Source organism: Pseudomonas sp. PSPC3-2 (assembly GCF_049897085.1).
GTDB lineage: Bacteria > Pseudomonadota > Gammaproteobacteria > Pseudomonadales > Pseudomonadaceae > Aquipseudomonas > Aquipseudomonas paraveronii.
Genome location: NZ_JAFCVO010000005.1, coordinates 32,377 through 50,019 on the forward strand (window position 1 = coordinate 32,377; position 17,643 = coordinate 50,019).

The 17,643-nt window shown below is 62.0% G+C and carries 16 protein-coding genes and 1 pseudogene; 8 read left to right on the forward strand and 9 right to left on the reverse strand.

Annotated features, from left to right (window positions below):
* Positions 1 to 4: 4 nt before the first annotated feature.
* The 7 genes from phaZ to argS form a co-directional block, all read right to left on the reverse strand.
* Positions 5 to 850, reverse strand: coding sequence for a poly(3-hydroxyalkanoate) depolymerase (phaZ, locus tag ACP7CJ_RS10315; RefSeq protein ID WP_247399872.1), 846 nt, complete (start codon positions 848 to 850; stop codon positions 5 to 7).
* Between the two features lie 164 nt (positions 851 to 1,014).
* Positions 1,015 to 2,694, reverse strand: coding sequence for a class II poly(R)-hydroxyalkanoic acid synthase (gene phaC, locus ACP7CJ_RS10320; RefSeq protein WP_426100473.1), 1,680 nt, complete (start codon positions 2,692 to 2,694; stop codon positions 1,015 to 1,017).
* A 249-nt stretch (positions 2,695 to 2,943) separates the two neighbouring features.
* Entirely contained in the window at positions 2,944 to 3,321 is a 378-nt protein-coding gene (locus tag ACP7CJ_RS10325) for a DUF971 domain-containing protein (protein ID WP_276195935.1), read from the reverse strand.
* A gap of 87 nt (positions 3,322 to 3,408) precedes the next feature.
* Complete coding sequence (gene hslU, locus ACP7CJ_RS10330) at positions 3,409 to 4,746, reverse strand: ATP-dependent protease ATPase subunit HslU (protein ID WP_426100471.1); 1,338 nt, start codon at positions 4,744 to 4,746, stop codon at positions 3,409 to 3,411.
* A 37-nt stretch (positions 4,747 to 4,783) separates the two neighbouring features.
* Entirely contained in the window at positions 4,784 to 5,314 is a 531-nt protein-coding gene (gene hslV, locus ACP7CJ_RS10335; protein WP_247399883.1) for an ATP-dependent protease subunit HslV, read from the reverse strand.
* 271 nt (positions 5,315 to 5,585) lie between these two features.
* On the reverse strand, positions 5,586 to 6,287 hold the full coding sequence (locus ACP7CJ_RS10340; protein WP_276195938.1) for an SPOR domain-containing protein: 702 nt from the start codon (positions 6,285 to 6,287) through the stop codon (positions 5,586 to 5,588).
* A 1-nt stretch (position 6,288) separates the two neighbouring features.
* Positions 6,289 to 8,025 (reverse strand): arginine--tRNA ligase, encoded by a 1,737-nt coding sequence (argS, locus tag ACP7CJ_RS10345; protein ID WP_276195939.1) that lies wholly within the window; start codon positions 8,023 to 8,025, stop codon positions 6,289 to 6,291.
* On the opposite strand from argS, the gene ACP7CJ_RS10350 reads away from it, so the two are divergent.
* The gene (locus tag ACP7CJ_RS10350) at positions 7,996 to 8,226 is read left to right on the forward strand and encodes a hypothetical protein (RefSeq protein WP_426120558.1); all 231 of its coding nucleotides are present in this window, start codon (positions 7,996 to 7,998) and stop codon (positions 8,224 to 8,226) included. The genes argS and ACP7CJ_RS10350 overlap by 30 nt on opposite strands.
* A gap of 3 nt (positions 8,227 to 8,229) precedes the next feature.
* Here the strand turns inward: ACP7CJ_RS10350 and ACP7CJ_RS10355 are convergent, their stop codons facing one another.
* Complete coding sequence (locus ACP7CJ_RS10355; RefSeq protein WP_426100469.1) at positions 8,230 to 10,449, reverse strand: primosomal protein N'; 2,220 nt, start codon at positions 10,447 to 10,449, stop codon at positions 8,230 to 8,232.
* Between the two features lie 225 nt (positions 10,450 to 10,674).
* Between ACP7CJ_RS10355 and rpmE the strand changes: the two genes are divergently transcribed.
* From rpmE to ACP7CJ_RS10370, 3 genes and pseudogenes are all read left to right on the forward strand, one after another.
* Positions 10,675 to 10,908, forward strand: coding sequence for a 50S ribosomal protein L31 (rpmE, locus tag ACP7CJ_RS10360; RefSeq protein WP_247406541.1), 234 nt, complete (start codon positions 10,675 to 10,677; stop codon positions 10,906 to 10,908).
* Positions 10,909 to 10,922: 14 nt separating this feature from the next.
* A pseudogene (locus ACP7CJ_RS10365) lies at positions 10,923 to 11,012 on the forward strand (thermonuclease family protein); the annotation flags it as partial.
* 215 nt (positions 11,013 to 11,227) lie between these two features.
* On the forward strand, positions 11,228 to 12,496 hold the full coding sequence (locus ACP7CJ_RS10370; RefSeq protein ID WP_247406539.1) for a malic enzyme-like NAD(P)-binding protein: 1,269 nt from the start codon (positions 11,228 to 11,230) through the stop codon (positions 12,494 to 12,496).
* 200 nt (positions 12,497 to 12,696) lie between these two features.
* Here ACP7CJ_RS10370 and ACP7CJ_RS10375 read toward each other — a convergent pair whose 3' ends face one another.
* A complete protein-coding gene (locus tag ACP7CJ_RS10375; RefSeq protein WP_426100467.1) occupies positions 12,697 to 15,162 on the reverse strand; it encodes a penicillin-binding protein 1A in 2,466 nt (821 codons plus the stop codon).
* A gap of 48 nt (positions 15,163 to 15,210) precedes the next feature.
* Between ACP7CJ_RS10375 and ACP7CJ_RS10380 the strand changes: the two genes are divergently transcribed.
* The 4 genes from ACP7CJ_RS10380 to ACP7CJ_RS10395 are packed head-to-tail and all read left to right on the forward strand — an operon-like array spanning position 15,211 to position 17,553.
* Positions 15,211 to 15,357, forward strand: a complete 147-nt coding sequence (locus tag ACP7CJ_RS10380) for a hypothetical protein (RefSeq protein ID WP_276195944.1) — start codon at positions 15,211 to 15,213, stop codon at positions 15,355 to 15,357.
* Between the two features lie 23 nt (positions 15,358 to 15,380).
* Complete coding sequence (gene pilM / locus ACP7CJ_RS10385) at positions 15,381 to 16,034, forward strand: type IV pilus biogenesis protein PilM (RefSeq protein WP_276195945.1); 654 nt, start codon at positions 15,381 to 15,383, stop codon at positions 16,032 to 16,034.
* A complete protein-coding gene (locus ACP7CJ_RS10390) occupies positions 16,034 to 16,585 on the forward strand; it encodes a PilN domain-containing protein (protein WP_276195946.1) in 552 nt (183 codons plus the stop codon). The genes pilM and ACP7CJ_RS10390 overlap by 1 nt, the downstream gene beginning before the upstream one ends.
* A complete protein-coding gene (locus tag ACP7CJ_RS10395; RefSeq protein WP_276195947.1) occupies positions 16,582 to 17,553 on the forward strand; it encodes a pilus assembly protein PilP in 972 nt (323 codons plus the stop codon). The genes ACP7CJ_RS10390 and ACP7CJ_RS10395 overlap by 4 nt, the downstream gene beginning before the upstream one ends.
* Positions 17,554 to 17,643: the final 90 nt, after the last annotated feature.

The window sequence follows — 17,643 nt, forward strand, 5'->3', positions numbered from 1 at the left end:
GTCCTTACACCGCCGGACGGGGATGAATCACCGCGCGCAGGCGCTCCTCCTCGAGAAATTTCATGATGATCGGCGCCACGGCTTCGGCGCGGGTGATCAGGAACAGGTGGCCATCATCGATGATGTGCAACTGTGCGTTGGGAATACGCCAGGCGAGCATGCGCATGTTGATCAGCGGGATCAGCGGGTCGTCGTCCCCGGCCAGCACCAGGGTCGGCTGACGGATCTTGTGCAGCCAGTGGATGCTGGTCCAGCCCAGCCCTGCGAACAGTTGCCAGTAGTAGCCCAGCTTGCCGGCCGAGCGCACTTTGCTCGCGTGTTCGGCGGCCAGTTTCGAATCGCGACGGAACGAGCCGCCATAAATCATCGGCGCAATGCGCACCACGTGGGACGGCTGGATATAGCGCCGCGGGCTCGCCATCAGCCACAGCACTTTCGGCTTGCCTGGCACCATCACCGCACCGGCGGCGGTCGCGGCGAGAATCAGCTTCTTGCAGCGCTCCGGGTAGTCGTAGGCAAACTGCTGCGCCAACGCGCCGCCCCAGGACACGCCCACCACATTCACCTGGCCGTAGTCCAGGTAATCGAGCATGCGCGCGGTGAGTTTGGCCAGGCCGGGAAAGCGATACGGCCGCTTGGGCGTGGAGGAACCGCCGACGCCCGGTACATCGAAGGCGATCACTTCCAGGTCCGGGTCCAGCGCCTGGACGAACGGAAACACCAGCTCGAGGTTGGCGCCGATGCCGTTGAAGATCAGCAGCGGCGTCAAGTGCGGCTTGCCCGGGCGTACCGCCGTGCGGATGGTTTGGCCATCCAGGTCGATGGTGCGGAAGATGAACGGTTGCGGCATGCTCAAGCCCTGTGAAGTATTCCAGCTAGAATGCACTCCAAATGTGGGAGGGGGCTTGCCCCCGATGGCGTTCGGTCAGTCAATGGATCTGGTGACTGATACACCGCTATCGGGGGCAAGCCCCCTCCCACATTTGATCCCATTTCAATCCCAAAAAGGGCGCGCTACCGTTCATGCACGTAGGTGCCAGGCGCCGCTTCGGCTGCGGCGTAGGTTTTATTGCCTAATGTCGTCGGTGCCTTCTTCAACTTGCCCGCACGTTCCGCTTGCCACGCCTGCCAATGCAGCCACCACGAGTCAGTGTGCTTAGTCGCATTTTCCTGCCACTCCAGCGGTTTTCCCGCCAGGCTGTCGCTGGTCTGGTAGCGCGCCTTGGGGTTGCCCGGCGGGTTGAGAATGCTCTGGATATGCCCGCTGCTGGACAGCACAAATTCCACCTTGCCGCCAAACAGTTGCGCCGACTTGTAGCAGGACTGCCACGGCGTGATGTGGTCGTTGGTGCCAGCCAATGAGTAGATATCGGCTGTGACCTGCTTGAGGTCGATCGGCGTGCCGCACACCTCCAGGGCATTGGCGCGCACCAGCGGGTTGTTCTTGAACAGCTCGATCAGGTCGCCGTGGAATGCCGCCGGCAAGCGCGTGGTGTCGTTGTTCCAGAACAGGATGTCGAACACCGGCGGCTCGTTGCCCAGCAGGTAGTTGTTGACCCAGTAATTCCAGATCAGGTCGTTGGGGCGCATCCAGGCAAACACCTTGGCCATGTCGCGGCCTTCCAGTACGCCGGCCTGGTAGGAATGGCGCTTGGCCGCTTCCAGCGTCTGCTCATCCACAAACAGCGCCACCTGCGTGTCCAGCGTGGTGTCGAGCACGCTCACCAGCAGGGTCAGGGCGTTGACCTTCTTCTCCCCCAGCGCCGCGTAGTGGCCGAGCAGGGCGGTGCAGGTGATGCCGCCGGAGCAGGCGCCGAGCATGTTGATGTCTTTGCTGCCGGTAATCGCGGTGACCACATCGACCGCTTCCTTGAGCGCCTCGATATACGTCGACAGGCCCCATTCGCGCTGGGCCTTGGTCGGATTACGCCAACTGACGATAAACGTCTGCTGGCCGTTGCGCAGGCAGAAACGTGCCAGGCTCTTATCCGGGCTCAGGTCGAAGACATAGAATTTGTTGATCTGCGGCGGCACCACCAGCAGCGGGCGTTCGTGGACCTGTTCGGTGATTGGCTTGTACTGGATCAGCTCCAGCACGTCATTGCGAAACACCACCGCGCCTTCGGTGGTGCCCAGGGACTTGCCCACTTCAAAGGCGCCCATGTTGACCTGGCTCGGCATGCCGCCGTTATGCACCATGTCCTTGGCCAGGTGGGACAGGCCGTCCAGCAGGCTTTTGCCGCCGGTTTCAAAGAAGCGCTTGACCGCCGCCGGGTTGGCCGCCGTATTGGAGGGGGCCATGGCTTCGGTCATCAGGTTGATCACGAAGTGACCGCGGCTGATGTCCTGCTCCGACAGGTTGCTGTCGCCGATCCAGTCGTGCAGTTCCTTGCGCCACGCCAGGTAGGTTTGCAGGTAACGTTTGTAGAGTGGGTTCTGGCTCCAGGCCGGGTCTTGAAAGCGACGGTCATCGCTTTCGGGCGCTAGCACGGACTTGCCGAACATCACATTTTTCAATTCGACGCCAAAGTGGGCGACATGCTTGACGCTGTGCAACGGTTGTCTGATGGCTTGGCTCAGCACCATCTTCGCCGAGGCCAATAAGTCCTTTTTACGTAACGCGATGATCGGGTTCAGCCCCAAGGTGTTTTCCGAGGCCTGGCGTTTCAAGTCATCGTTATTCTTGTTACTCATCTACGACGCTCCATTGTCCGAAAGACGAGTACCGGGTACCGCTGCGCACCACGTTTCGATACACAACACAAGCCAGGTACTGCGACTCGGGTGACCGTTGATACCGCATCGTCAAATGCAGGGAACTTGCCAGTTCCATTGGTTACCCGAGTTTATTTTTTTTCGCAAGTGGGCCAATCATTGGCCACAGGAGTGGGCATTCAAGCAGATGGAATTAGAAAATGCCCTCTAAAGAGCAAGAAGCCTGGGCTAGAGCATCAGCCGCACGACCGACTGATCCGGGTCGCGGGTTTTACCGGCCGCTTTGAGTTCGGCGAGGTAATCGATCCACAGCGCGTCCTGACGCACGGCCAATTGATAGAGGTAGTCCCAGGTGAACAATCCACTGTCGTGCCCGTCGTCGAAGATCAATTTCAGTGCGTACTGACCGGCCGGTTCGATCTTGCTCAAGCGCACGTTGAGCTTGCCGAATTGCAGGATCGGTTTGCCGTGGCCCTGGACTTCGGCGGAAGGCGAATGTACCCGGAGGAATTCGGCGGGCAACTGGTAGACCTCTTCGGCGCCGTAGGTGAGGCCGAGGGTGTTTGAGGTTTTGTGCAGGTTTACAGCAGTAGGAAATTTCGACATTGATGAGGGTCCTGAATAAACCGGCTTCAAAATGTGGGAGGGGGCAAGCCCCCTCCTACATTGAAGCAAAGCAGTGCTGTGTGAGGTTTACAGGATATAGCGAGACAGATCTTCGTTCTGCGCCAATTCGCCCAGGTGGCTGTTGACGTAGTCGGCGTCGATCTGGATCGCTTCGCCATTCTGCGCACCGGCCAGGTCGCCGGCGCTGAAGGACACTTTCTCGAGCAGGCGTTCGAGCAAGGTGTGCAGGCGACGGGCACCGATGTTCTCGGTCTTCTCGTTGACCTGCCAGGCGATTTCCGCCAGGCGCTTGATGCCGTCCGGCAGGAACTCGATGGCGAGGCCTTCGGTTTTCAGCAGCTCACGGTATTGCTCGGTGAGCGAGGCGTGCGGCTCGCTGAGGATGCGTTCGAAGTCGCCCGGGGTCAGCGCCTTGAGCTCCACGCGAATCGGCAGGCGGCCTTGCAGTTCCGGCACCAGGTCGCTTGGTTTGCTCAGGTGGAACGCACCGGACGCGATAAACAGGATGTGGTCGGTCTTGACCATGCCCAGCTTGGTGTTGACGGTGCAGCCTTCGATCAGCGGCAGCAGGTCGCGCTGTACGCCCTCGCGGGACACGTCGACGCCGCCGGAGTTACCGCGCTTGGCCACTTTGTCGATCTCATCGATAAACACGATGCCGTGCTGCTCGACCGCTTCCAGGGCCTTGGCCTTGAGTTCTTCCTCATTGACCAGGCGCCCGGCTTCTTCGTCGCGCACCAGCTTCAGCGCGTCCTTCACCTTGAGCTTGCGGCTTTTTTTCTTGCCCTTGCCCATGTTGGCGAACAGGTTCTGCAACTGGCTGGTCATTTCTTCCATGCCAGGCGGCGCGGAGATGTCGACGCCGGACATTTCGGCGACTTCGATCTCGATTTCCTTGTCGTCCAACTGGCCTTCACGCAGGCGCTTGCGGAACAGCTGACGGGTGTTGGAATCCGAGGCGGGTGCGGCGTCTTCGTTGAAGCCCATGCGGGCCGGTGGCAGCAGGGCGTCGAGGATGCGTTCTTCGGCGGCGTCTTCGGCGCGGTGGCTGACCTTGGTCATTTCCTGTTCGCGCAGCAGTTTCAGAGCGGCGTCGGCCAGGTCACGAATGATCGATTCAACGTCGCGGCCCACGTAGCCGACTTCGGTGAACTTGGTCGCTTCGACCTTGATGAACGGGGCATTGGCCAGCTTAGCCAGGCGCCGGGCGATCTCGGTTTTACCGACGCCGGTCGGGCCGATCATCAGGATGTTCTTCGGCGTTACTTCAACGCGCAGTTCTTCCGGCAGTTGCATCCGGCGCCAGCGGTTACGCAGCGCGATGGCAACGGCGCGCTTGGCATCGTCCTGGCCGATGATATGGCGATTGAGTTCATGGACGATTTCGCGGGGAGTCATGGACATAGTGTTTGCGGTCCTCAAGCGGGAATAAGCCTACGGCTTACTCGGCGAGGTCCTGCTCCTCAATGGTGAAGTTGTGGTTGGTGAACACGCAGATATCGCCGGCGATACCGAGTGCGGTCTCGACGATTTCGCGGGCCGACAGGTCGGTTTTCTTCAACAGTGCGCTGGCTGCCGCTTGGGCGAAGCCACCGCCGGAACCCATGGCGATCAGCCCGTGTTCAGGCTCAACCACATCTCCGTTACCGGTGATGATCAGGGACGCGTCTTTGTTGGCGACGGCCAGCATGGCTTCGAGGCGGCTGAGGGAGCGGTCGGTGCGCCATTCTTTGGCGAGTTCGACGGCGGCGCGAACCAAATGACCCTGGTGTTTTTCCAGTTGGCCTTCGAAACGCTCGAACAGGGTGAAGGCGTCGGCGGTAGCGCCGGCAAAGCCCGCGAGCACCTGGCCGTGGTACAGGAGGCGCACTTTCTTTGCGTTGCCTTTCATCACGGTATTGCCAAGAGAAACCTGGCCGTCGCCGCCCATGACGACTTTGCCGTGGCGACGTACTGAAACGATGGTGGTCAAGAGGAGAGTCTCCACGCAGCGGGGCGAAAATGCCCTGGTGGGAACTGATATGGGGGTAGCGGGGATGATTTCAACCTTGGGAGGTTGGTACGGACGAATGGTGTCTATTGGTCTGACACACTTTCGAGAACCGCCTAAAACCAATGTGGGAGGGGCGGTGCGACGATTCGACTTGCCCCCGATCGCGGTGTATCAGTCGCCGAAAATATTGACTGATCTACCGCTATCGGGGGCAAGCCCCTCCCACATTTTGATCCGTATTGGCTTTAGATCAGCGGCTCTGGCGCTGTTGTAACAACAGGTTGCTAAAGCCCGCGCCGGCCAATTGTTTCTGCGCCACGGTCAGTTGTTCACGGTTGCTGAATGGCCCCACCAACACGCGATACCACGTCGCGTCCTTCACGGTGCCGGATTCCACCGTGACCGCCTGGCCCAGCAGGATGATCTGCGCCCGCACGCGATCGGCGTCCGCCTGTTTCGGGAACGAGCCCGCCTGCAGGAAGAACTTGGTCACCGGCGCCGCCTTGGTGGTCGCAACCGGCGGCGGTGGCGGCGGGGTGATCCCGGCCAGCGCGGCCTGGGCCCGTGCCGTGTCGATTTTGGCCGCTTCCGCCGGGGTGACCGGCGTGGTCGGTACTTGCGGCGTCGGCAGGGTTTTCTCCGGCACGGCGTCGGGCGGCACGATCACTTCCGATTCCGGCAGCAGCGTGTAGAAGTCGTACTTCGGCTTCACCGGCGCGGTCGGGCTTGGGGCGGTCTTGTTGGCTTCGGCCATTTTCGTGGCTTTTTGCTGCTCCTGTTTGACCCGTTTGACGTCATCGCCCTGGCCTGGGTCCAGCTTCATCAGAAATACGATGAACGCGCCGACCGTGAGGCCGATGGCCATCCACAGCCAGCCCGGAATAGGCTTCTTCGCCGGTGCCTGGTAGCGGCTGGCGCCACGCTTGGGTGCAGGTTTTTTCTTGGCAGCCAACTTACATACGCTCCAGAGTTTCCAGGCCCAACAGTTCCAGGCCTTGCTTGAGGGTCCGTCCAGCCAGTGCGGCGAGGCGCAGGCGACTTTGCTTGTGGGCTTCGTCGTCGGCGGTGAGGATCGGGCAGTTCTCGTAGAAGCTGGAGAACAGCCCGGCGACTTCGTACAGGTAAGTGCAGAGGATATGCGGCGTGCCTTTCTCGCCGACGCTGTTCAGCACTTCAGCGAATTGCGCCAGCTTGGCGCCCAGTTCCTGTTCCTGGGGCGCTTCCAGCACGATCTGCCCCTGCACTTCGCTGAAGTCCTTGCCCAGCTTGCGGAACACCCCGGCCACGCGGGTGTAGGCGTACAGCAGGTACGGCGCGGTGTTGCCTTCGAAGTTGAGCATCAGCTCGAAGTTGAAGCTGTAGTCGCTGGTGCGGTGCTTGGACAGGTCGGCGTATTTCACCGCGCCAATGCCCACCACGCGAGCGATGTTGCGCAGGTCGGCGTCCGCCAGCTCCGGGTTCTTTTCCTTCACCAGGTTGTAGGCACGTTCCTGAGCTTCGTTCAGCAGGTCGATCAGCTTCACGGTGCCGCCGTCACGGGTCTTGAACGGGCGGCCGTCGGCGCCGTTCATGGTGCCGAACCCCATGTGTTCCATGTGCATCGGGTGCGTGACGAAACCGGCGCGGCGCGCTACTTCGAACACCTGCTGGAAGTGCAGGGCCTGGCGCTGGTCGACGAAATACAACGCACGGTCGGCCTTGAGCACGCCGCTGCGGTAGCGCACGGCGGCCAGGTCGGTGGTGGCGTAGAGGTAGCCACCATCGGCCTTGACGATGATCACCGGCAGCGGCTCGCCCTCGGCGGTCTTGAATTCTTCGAGGAACACGCACTGCGCGCCGTTACTTTCCACCAGCAGGCCTTTGGCCTTGAGGTCGTTGACCACGTTGATCAGGTCGTCGTTGTAGGCGCTTTCGCCCATGACGTCGGCCATGGTCAGCTTGACGTTGAGCAGTTCGTAGATTTTCTGGCAGTGGGCCAGAGAGATTTCGCGGAAACGCGACCACAGCGCCAGGCATTCCTTGTCGCCGGCTTGCAGCTTGACCACCAGGCCACGGGCGCGGTCGGCGAAGGCTTCGGATTCGTCGAAGCGCTTCTTCGCGGCGCGGTAGAAGTTTTCCAGGTCCGACAGCTCGTTGCTGGTGATCGGGTTTTCCTGCAGGTAGGCCATCAGCATGCCGAACTGGGTGCCCCAGTCGCCCACGTGGTTCTGACGGATCACGGTGTCGCCGAGAAACTCCAGCACCCGTGCCACGCCGTCGCCGATGATGGTCGAGCGCAGGTGGCCGACGTGCATCTCTTTGGCCAGGTTGGGCGCCGACAGGTCGATGGCCACGCGCTCTGCGGGGCCGGCCTTGCGCACGCCGATTTTGGCGTCGGCCAGGGCGGCATCGAGGCGTGAAGCCAGGGCCTCGGTGTTCTGGAAGATATTGATAAAGCCCGGGCCGGCGATTTCGGCCTTGCTCACCTGCGGATCGGCCGGCAGCGCGGCGATGATTTTCTCCGCCAGGTCGCGCGGCTTCATGCCGGCCGGCTTGGCCAGCATCATCGCGATGTTGCTGGCGAAGTCACCGTGGGTCTTGTCGCGGGTGTTTTCCACCTGGATCGCCGGCGTCAGGCCTTCAGGCAACACACCTTCGTTGACGAGTTGGGTGAGGGCTTGTTGGATCAGCTGGCGAATGGTGTCTTTCATGGTGTTCTCTTTCGACCGCAAGCGGTGGCGCGCGATGCGCAGGTGGAAAAACTGGGCATTATCCGTGGCGAGGGCAGGCTTGCCAACCGTTCAGACCAGATGGCGGACCTGCGGGCCTCATCGCGGGTAAGCCCGCTGCCACATTTAAGCGTGTTCACATTTCGAAATGCGGGGCCTGGCGTGCCGGTGATGGCGATTTAACTATCAATACAAATCGACCGGGTCCACATCCATCGACCATCGCACCTGGCGTCCGCTGGGCATTTGCTCCAGCGCAAGTAACCAGCTACTTAATAGCCGATGCAGCGGCGCGCGTGACGTCGCCTGCAAGAGTAGCTGAGCGCGATACCGTCCGGCGCGGCGCTCCATGGGCGCGGGCACCGGGCCGAGCAATTCGATGCCGCTCAGGCCCAGTTCGCCGAGCAGACGTTCGGCGGCGCTGCAGGCTTCATCGAGAAACCCCTCCGCCTGGCCCGGCTTGTGCGCCTCGGCACGCAGCAGCGCGAGGTGAGCAAAGGGCGGCAGGCCGGCGGCGCGGCGTTCGCTCAAGGCCTGCTCGGCAAACGCGAAATAACCTTGTTCGGTCAGTTGAATCAGCAGCGGATGGTCAGCCAGGTGGGTCTGGATGATCACCTTGCCCGGCTCCTCGGCACGCCCGGCACGCCCGGCGACTTGCACGATCAACTGCGCCATGCGCTCGCTGGCGCGGAAGTCCCCGGAGAACAAGCCGCCGTCGGCATCCAGGATCGACACCAGGGTCACCCGGGGGAAGTGATGCCCCTTGGCAAGCATCTGCGTGCCCACCAGGATGCACGGTTGGCCCTTCTGGATGGTGGCGAACAGCTGGTTCATCGCGTCTTTGCGCGAGGTGCTGTCGCGATCGACCCGCAGCACCGGGTAGTCCGGGAACAGAATGCCCAGGCGTTCTTCGGCGCGTTCGGTGCCCGCGCCAACCGGTCGCAGGTCGACTTTGCCGCATTGCGGGCAATGACGCGGCACGCGTTCCACATGGCCGCAGTGATGGCAGCGCAACTCGCCATGGCGCTGGTGGACGGTCATGCGCGCATCGCAGCGTTCGCATTCGGACATCCAGCCGCAGTCATGGCACAACAAGGTCGGCGCGAAGCCGCGACGATTGAGAAACACCAGGACTTGCTGGCCGGCGGCGAGGGTCTGGCCGATGGCTTGTTGCATCGGCCCGGAAATGCCGCTGTCCAGTGGCCGGCTTTTTACATCCAGGCGCAGGAAACGCGGTTGCTTGGCGCCGCCTGCGCGCTCATTCAACCGTAGCAGGCCATAACGGCCGGTGTAGGCGTTATGCAGGCTTTCCAGGGAAGGGGTGGCCGAACCCAGTACGATCGGGATGTCTTCCTGGCGCGCACGCACCAGGGCCAGGTCGCGGGCGTGGTAGCGCAGGCCTTCCTGCTGCTTATACGAACCGTCGTGTTCTTCGTCGATGATGATCAGCCCGGGGTTTTTCATCGGGGTGAACAGCGCCGAGCGGGTGCCGATAATAATGTCGGCCTCGCCGTCCCGCGCCGCCAGCCACGACTCCAGGCGTTCACGGTCGTTGACCGCCGAATGCACCAGGGCGATGCGTGCGTTGAAGCGCTGTTCGAAACGCGCCAGGGTTTGCGGGCCGAGGTTGATCTCGGGGATCAGCACCAGCGCCTGTTTGCCCGCCTGTAGGGTTTCGCGGATCAACTGCAGATAGACTTCGGTCTTGCCGCTGCCGGTCACGCCGGCCAGCAGGAACGCGTGAAAGCTGTCAAACCCTGCGCGAATGGCTTCATAGGCCGCACGCTGTTCGGGGTTCAGCGGCAATTCCGGTTGGGCCAGCCAGTGTTCATGGCGCGGGTCCGGGGCGTGCTTGCGGATCTCGACTTGCACCAGGCCTTTGGCGAGCAGCAGGTCGAGGCTGTCTTTGCTCAGCATCAGCTTGCTCAAGAGCTGATGGGCCACGCCATGGGGGTGCTGGGCCAGCGTCGCGAGGGCTTCACGCTGGCGCGGAGCGCGGGCGATGCGCGGGTCGTCGAGGCGTGCGCCGGGCACCGTCGACCAGAAGCGCTCCTGGCGTGCTTCAGCCAACTCGCCCTGGCGCAGCAGCACCGGCAGCGCCCAGCTCAAGGTGTCGCCCAGGCTGTGCTGGTAATACTGGGCAGTCCACAGGCATAGCTTGAACAGCGCCGGCGGTAGCGGCGCGGTGGCGTCGAGGATGGCCACGGCCGGCTTGAGCTTTTCTGCCGGGACTTCGCTGTGATCAGCCACCTCCACCAGGATGCCGATCATTTCCCTGCGCCCAAAGGGCACCCGTACCCGCATGCCTGGCTGCAACTGCGCCCGCAGCACGCCGGCCGGGGCCCGGTAGTCGAACAGGCGGCGCAGGGGCGAGGGCAGGGCTAGGCGCAAAATGGCGTCGGGCACGCGAGGGGTTCTCTATAAGGAGGGTGATGACGAAGGGCGGGAGCCTAGCAGACGAGGGATGCGTTGGGTATGCCGCGGTTTTCGGATGAAAGGGGCGTTGGCGTGTTGAATCGATGCAGAGCGGCGCTTGCGCGTTTAAAAAGGTCTGGTAGAATCCGCGGCCTAATTACGTGCGGTATTCGACAATGGTGTCGAGTGGCGGCACGCTAGCCTGAGGAAGTCACCATGAAAGCCGGTATCCATCCAGCGTACGAAACCATCGAAGTCACCTGCAGCTGCGGCAACAAGTTCGAAACCCGTTCGAACCTGTGCAAGCCACTGGGCACTGACGTATGCAACGAGTGCCACCCGTTCTACACCGGTAAGCAGAAAACTCTGGACACTGGCGGCCGTGTACAGCGCTTCGCAGATCGCTTTGGTGCTTTCGGCAAGAAGCCTGCTGCTACTCCAGCAGAGTAAGGCTCAAAAGCCCTATGGGCTTTTGCAAGCTGTTGAAAAAGGCGTCCCTTGTGGGCGCCTTTTTTGTGTCCACGATTTGGCTGTCGGCGGCCAGGCAGGAACTCCAGCGCGATTGCGTTTGTTGAAATCGATATCGGAAGAAAAATTGTAGACATCTTTTAAGCAGATTGTGAGCAGTCCGCTCCTTGTATTCCGCAGCTCTTGGCCAAAAGTCGTAGTGCATAGCCCTTGACACCTGTGACTGTCCAGTCTTGTAGGGGCTTTACGACACGAGTATCCTCGGCGGTCCGTCGACCAACAGTAAAAGCGGAATGCCGATATGTCTGATTTGAAAACTGCCGCTCTCGAATATCATGCCCTTCCTCGTCCAGGAAAGCTGAGTGTAGAGCTCACCAAAGCCACTGCCACCGCCCGCGACCTGTCGCTGGCCTACAGCCCTGGCGTTGCCGAGCCTGTACGTGAAATCGCCCGTGACCCTGAATTGGCGTACAAATACACCGGCAAAGGCAACCTGGTTGCAGTGATTTCCGATGGCACCGCGATTCTCGGCCTGGGTAACCTCGGCCCATTGGCCTCCAAGCCAGTCATGGAAGGTAAGGGCGTGCTGTTCAAGCGCTTTGCCGGCATCGACGTGTTCGACATCGAAGTCGATTCCGAGAGTCCGCAGGCTTTCATCGACACCGTCAAGCGCATTTCCATCACCTTCGGTGGCATCAACCTGGAAGACATCAAGGCACCTGAGTGCTTCGAGATCGAAAAGGCCCTGATCGAGCAGTGCGACATTCCGGTATTCCACGATGACCAGCACGGCACCGCGATCGTTACTGCGGCCGGCATGATCAACGCCCTGGAAATCGCTGGCAAAACCCTGGCTGACGCCAAGATCGTCTGCCTGGGCGCCGGCGCTGCGGCCATCTCGTGCATGAAGCTGATCGTCAGCATGGGCGCCAAGCTGGAAAACATCTACATGGTCGACAGCAAGGGCGTGATCCAGTCCGAGCGTACCGACCTGAACCAGTACAAGGCGATGTTTGCGCATCCGTCCTCCAAGCGCACCCTGGCTGAGGCCCTCGACGGTGCCGACGTGTTCGTCGGCCTGTCCGGTCCGAACCTGCTGAGCGCTGAAGGCCTGAAGGCCATGGCGGCCAACCCGATCGTGTTCGCCTGCTCCAACCCGGACCCAGAAATCGCGCCGGAACTGGCACACGCCACCCGCGACGACGTGATCATGGCCACCGGCCGTTCGGACTACCCGAACCAGGTCAACAACGTACTGGGCTTCCCGTTCATCTTCCGTGGTGCCCTGGACGTTCGCGCCAAGCGCATCAACGAAGAAATGAAAGTGGCTGCCGCCAACGCCCTGCGTGAACTGGCCAAGCTGCCGGTGCCTCAGGATGTGTGCGATGCCTACGGTGGCGCCAAGCTGGAATTCGGTCGTGAGTACATCATTCCGAAACCAATGGACAAGCGCCTGATCACCCTGATCTCCGACGCCGTGGCCAAAGCCGCGATCGAGACCGGTGTGGCCACCCTGCCGTATCCGAAAAACTACCCGCTGCAAAGCGTGGATGATGTGTTCAACGGCTAAGCCGTTGTAGCGCACCAACAAAAAGCCCCGGCTCTCGCGAGTCGGGGCTTTTTGCTGTCTGGCTATAAACCCAAGGCCTGCGCAGAACCAAATGTGGGAGGGGGCTAGCCCCCGATAGCGGTGTGTCAGTCACCTGATGAGTTGACTGGTCTACTGCTATCGGGCTCCCACATTGGATCTGTGTCCAAACACAGACTCCGTCAGAACAGATCGATCGGTGCCGCCTCATCCGCCGGCAGCGGGCTGCCCGGTGCCACGCCATTGCCCAGTTCGTTGATCGACGGCGGCGTGTCTTCGCTCTTGAACAGCTCGAAGTACGCATTCGGCGTGCTCGGCGATGCCGCACGGCCACTGACCGGGTCGATCCGCAGGCTGAGGATGCCTTCCGGTTCTGGCTGGGTATGCAGCGGCTTGTCCTTCAGGGCCGCGCCCATGTAGCTCATCCAGATCGGCAGCGCGACGGTGCCGCCGAACTCGCGGCGGCCGAGGCTTTCCGGCTGGTCGTAGCCGGTCCACACGGTGGTCACGTAGTCGGCGTTGTAGCCGGAGAACCAGGCGTCCTTGGATTCGTTGGTGGTACCGGTCTTGCCCGCGATGTCCGCGCGGCCCAGGGCCAGTGCGCGGCGGCCGGTACCTTTCTTGATCACGTCTTCCAGGATGCTGTTGAGGATGTAGGTGGTGCGGCCATCCACCACGCGCTCGGCCACCGCCGGCGCTTGCGGTTCAGGTGCGGCCGCCGGGTTTGCCGCGGGCGTGGCGCCTGGGGTCGGCTCGATGGTGATACCGCCGTTGCTCGGTGCGGCCAGGCCATCGCTGGCTACCACGCCGTTGACCACATCCCCCGGCACCCGTGGCGGGTTGGCGGTGAACAGGGTGTCGCCATTGCGGCTTTCAATCTTGTCGATCAGGTACGGCGTGATCTTGTAACCGCCGTTGGCAAACGTGCTCCAGCCGGTGGCGATTTCCATCGGCGTGAGGGTCGCCGTCCCCAGGGCCAGGGACAGGTTCGGCGGCAGGTCCGACTTGTTGAAGCCAAAGCGCGTGATGTAGTCGATGGTCTTGCTCACGCCCATCGCCTGCAGCAAGCGGATCGACACCAGGTTGCGCGACTTGTACAGCGCCTCGCGGATGCGGATCGGGCCGAGGAAGGTATTGGTGTCGTTCTTCGGGCGCCAGACCTTGTCCAGGTACTCGTCGACAAACACGATCGGGGCATCGTTGACCAGGCTGGCGGCCGTGTAGCCATTGTCCAGGGCGGCACTGTAGACGAACGGCTTGAAGCTCGAGCCCGGCTGGCGCTTGGCCTGGGTGGCGCGGTTGTAGTTGCTCTGCTCGAACGCGAAGCCGCCGACCAGGGCGCGGATCGCACCGTTCTGCGGGTCGAGGGAAACCAGCGCGCCTTGGGCGACCGGCACCTGGCTGAATTTCAGGTTGTCGTCTTTCTGGCGTTGCACGCGTATCAAGTCGCCCACCTGCGCCACGTCCGACGGCTGCTTGGGCATCGGGCCCATGCTGTTGGTATTCAGGAATGGGCGCGCCCATTTCATGCTGTCCCACGCCACATGCGCTTCGCCGGTGCGGGTCAGTACCTGCACGCCGTCCTTCTTCACCTGGGTGACGATGGCCGGTTCGAGGCCGCTAATCGTGCGCTGCTTGCCGAGTTCGGTGGTCCAGGCGCTCAGGGTCTTGCCCGGCAGGCGTGATTCGGGGCCGCGGTAGCCGTGGCGCTGGTCGTAGGTGATCAGGCCTTCATGCACCGCGCTGTTGGCGATTTCCTGCAAGTTGCTCGGAACGGTCGTGGTTACGCGAAAGCCTTCGGTGTAAGCCTCGCTGCCATAACGGCCGACCATCTCGGCCCGCGCCATCTCCGCAATATACGGGGCGTTCACTTCCGGGGTCGGTACGTGGTAGCTGGCGTTCAACGGCTCGGCCACCGCGCTTTCATAGGCGCTCTGGTCGATTTTACCCAGCTTGTACATGCGCCCCAGAATCCAGTCGCGCCGCTCTTTGCTGCGCGCCGGGTTGGCCAGCGGGTTGAAGCGCGATGGCGCCTTGGGCAGGCCGGCAATCATGGCCATCTGCGCCAGGCTGGCATCACGAATCGACTTGCCATAGTAGACCTGGGACGCGGCTTCGATGCCGTAGGCGCGGTTGCCCAGGTAGATCTTGTTGACGTACAGCTCAAGGATCTCGTCCTTGGTCAGCTGACGTTCGATCTGCAGTGCCAGCAGGATCTCGGTGGCTTTGCGCGAAAAGCTGCGCTCGCTGGTGAGGAAGAAGTTCTTCGCCACCTGCATGGTGATCGTGCTGCCGCCGGATTGAATGTGTCCGCTTTTTACCAATTGCGTGGCGGCCCGCACCAGGCTGCTGGGGTCGACGCCGTAGTGGTTGGCGAAATTATCGTCCTCGGCCGACAGCAGGGCGTTGATGAAATTGGGCGGAATATCCGCGAAACGGATCGGGGTGCGGCGCATTTCGCCGAACTCCGCGATCAGTTTTTCATCGCTGCTGTAGACCCGCAAAGGAATCTGCAACTGGATGCTTCTCAGGGCCTCTACGGAGGGCAAACCCGGACTAAGGTAGAGGTAGGCGCCGCTGAGGACGAGCAGCAGCCCGCAAACCATGGCGACAATGGAGTACCCGAAAAACTTCAGCAGACGAATCAAGGCTTTTGGATTTCCAGAGAAAAGAATGGGTTAGGCGCCGGGGCATGCATGGCAAACGATGAATCGCCCCGAGCTGCAGATAAAAAGCGGGAAAAAACGCTGGGCATTAAAGCATTTTTCAGCTTGGGGCGTCATTCGCGCCTCGCAAACAAGGCGACCGAATGCACGGTGCCCCGCGCCAATCAGGCGGTATGACAGGGAAAGTTTTAGGGAGTTTTATGAGAAAGGGATTTTTCAGGCAAAAAGTCGAGACCGTCCTGGGTGTCGACATTCAGGACACGGGCATCCGGCTGATCGAACTCGGCCGCTCGCCCACTGGCTACACCGTACAACGCTACGCCACGCAGACGCTACCGGCCCAAGCCGTGGTCGATAGCAGCATGCTCGACCTCGACGGCGTCGGGCAGGCGTTGTCCCAGGCGTTAGCCCGGTTGCGCACCTCGGCCCGGCAAGCGGCCGTGGCCGTGTCGGGCCCCTCGGTGATTACGCGGGTGATCGAGTTGGAGGCAGGGCTTAGTGAGGAAGAAATGACCTGGATGATCCAGATGGAGGCCGACCAGTACATCCCGTACCCGCTGGATGAGATGGCCCTGGATTTCCAGGTTCGCGGGCCATCGGCCCAGAACCTGGCGCGGGTTGATGTATTGCTCGCGGCGTGCCATAAGGCCCAGGTAGAGGCTCGGGTCGCGGTTTTGAGCCTGGCTGGGCTGGTGCCGACGGTGGTGGATGTGGAAGCATTTGCATTGGCGCGCGCTTGCAGTCAGGATTTCGCCAGCTTCACGCCGGGCCATCGAGTCGATGGCGCACAATGGGCCGTGGATGCCCACGGGATGGGAATTGCTTGCGGGTTGGCCCTGAGGAGTTTCGCTTGATGACACGAATCAACCTTTTGCCCTGGCGCCAGGCGCTGGCGGAACGGCGGCGCAAATTCTTCCTGGTGCTGCTGCTGGCGTTTGCCTGCGTGGCGCTCGCTGCAGTGTGGCTGGCCGATCAGGTGATCGACCAGGCGATCAATCGACAAGTGACGCGCAATAGCCACTTGGACAACGACGTTGCCGTCCTCGACTCGCGCATCAAGACCATCGATGACCTGCAGGAACAAAGCCAGCAATTGGCGGAGCGCATGAAGGTCGTGCAAGACTTGAACGAAGCCCGCTCGGCCGGTGCCCAGCTCTTGGATCAGTTGGCTCGCGCGGTGCCTGACGGGGTGCATTTGCACGAGGTTGTGGCGAAGGGCGATACGGTCAGCATCCGAGGCAGCGCTGACTCCAGCCAGGACATCGCCCAACTGATGCGCCGCCTGCAAGCGTCCGAAGGCGCCCACGCCACTCGGCTGCAACATGTGCGGATGGAAGATGGCCAGGGCAGCAACGAGTTTCAATTGATGGTGCGCCAGGGAGAGTCCGTCGAGGCCCAGCCGTGAGCCTGCCCAGGCTCGACTTTTCCGCTCTCACCCATAACGCTGCGAACTGGCCCTTGCCCGCCAAGGCCCTGCTCGGCTGCGCGCTCGCCGGCCTGGTGCTGTGGGTGGGCGATGGGATGTACCTGAGCCCATCGCGGGAGCGGCTGGAGGGGATCGAGGCGCAGGGCGCCGTTTTGCAGCGCCAAGTGGCCGAAAAGGCTGGCCTTGCTGCCAGCCTTGAGGCGCGCAGCCTGCAGTTTCAGGCGATGCAGGCGAGCTTTTCCGGGCTGATGCAGCAGTTGCCTGGCGCGGCCGAGGTGCCCGCTTTGCTCGAAGATATTGCCCGGCTGGGCGCGGCCAATGCGGTGCTCGTCGACGATATCGTGCTGTTGGATGAGCAGCCCCGGCCACTCTATATCGAGCAGCCGTTACGCCTGCGCGTCACCGGGGCTTATCACGACCTGGCGATGTTTGTGAGCGCCTTGGGCGGCTTGCCGCGCATCGTCACGGTGCATGATGTCGCGCTGCGAGTTGATGGGGCGGCATTGCGCCTGGAGTTGCTGGCCAAGACGTATCGCAATCCATCGCCGGGCGCTCAGCCGGGCCAGGCCGCCGAGCCGGGGCCGCGCTTTGTCTATGACGCGCTTGCCTTGCGCAATCCGTTCCAGCCACGCGCCTTGCAGGTCGATCACGTGCCTGGCCGGCCCGCGCTCGCGCCGGACCTCGGCCGCGCCCGTGGGGTCCTGGAAGGTATCGCTGTCGACCAGTTCGAAATGGTCGGCACGCTGTCCCGAGGCATGCAGACCTTCGCCCTGCTACGTGCCGCGACCACCGTCCACAGGCTGGCGGTCGGCGATTACCTTGGGCCGGACCACGGTCGGGTCACGGCCATTGATGAAGGCCATGTCGAATTGGTCGAGTTGTTTCCCGATGAACAGGGCGCATGGCTGGAGCGCCCGCGAACCCTCGTGCTAAACGTCAACTCATAACGGAATCAAACAATGAAAAGGACTTTCTCGTCCTTCGGTGTGGCGCTATGGATAGCGTTCACGGCACCGATGGCTGCTGCTGTGCCCAAT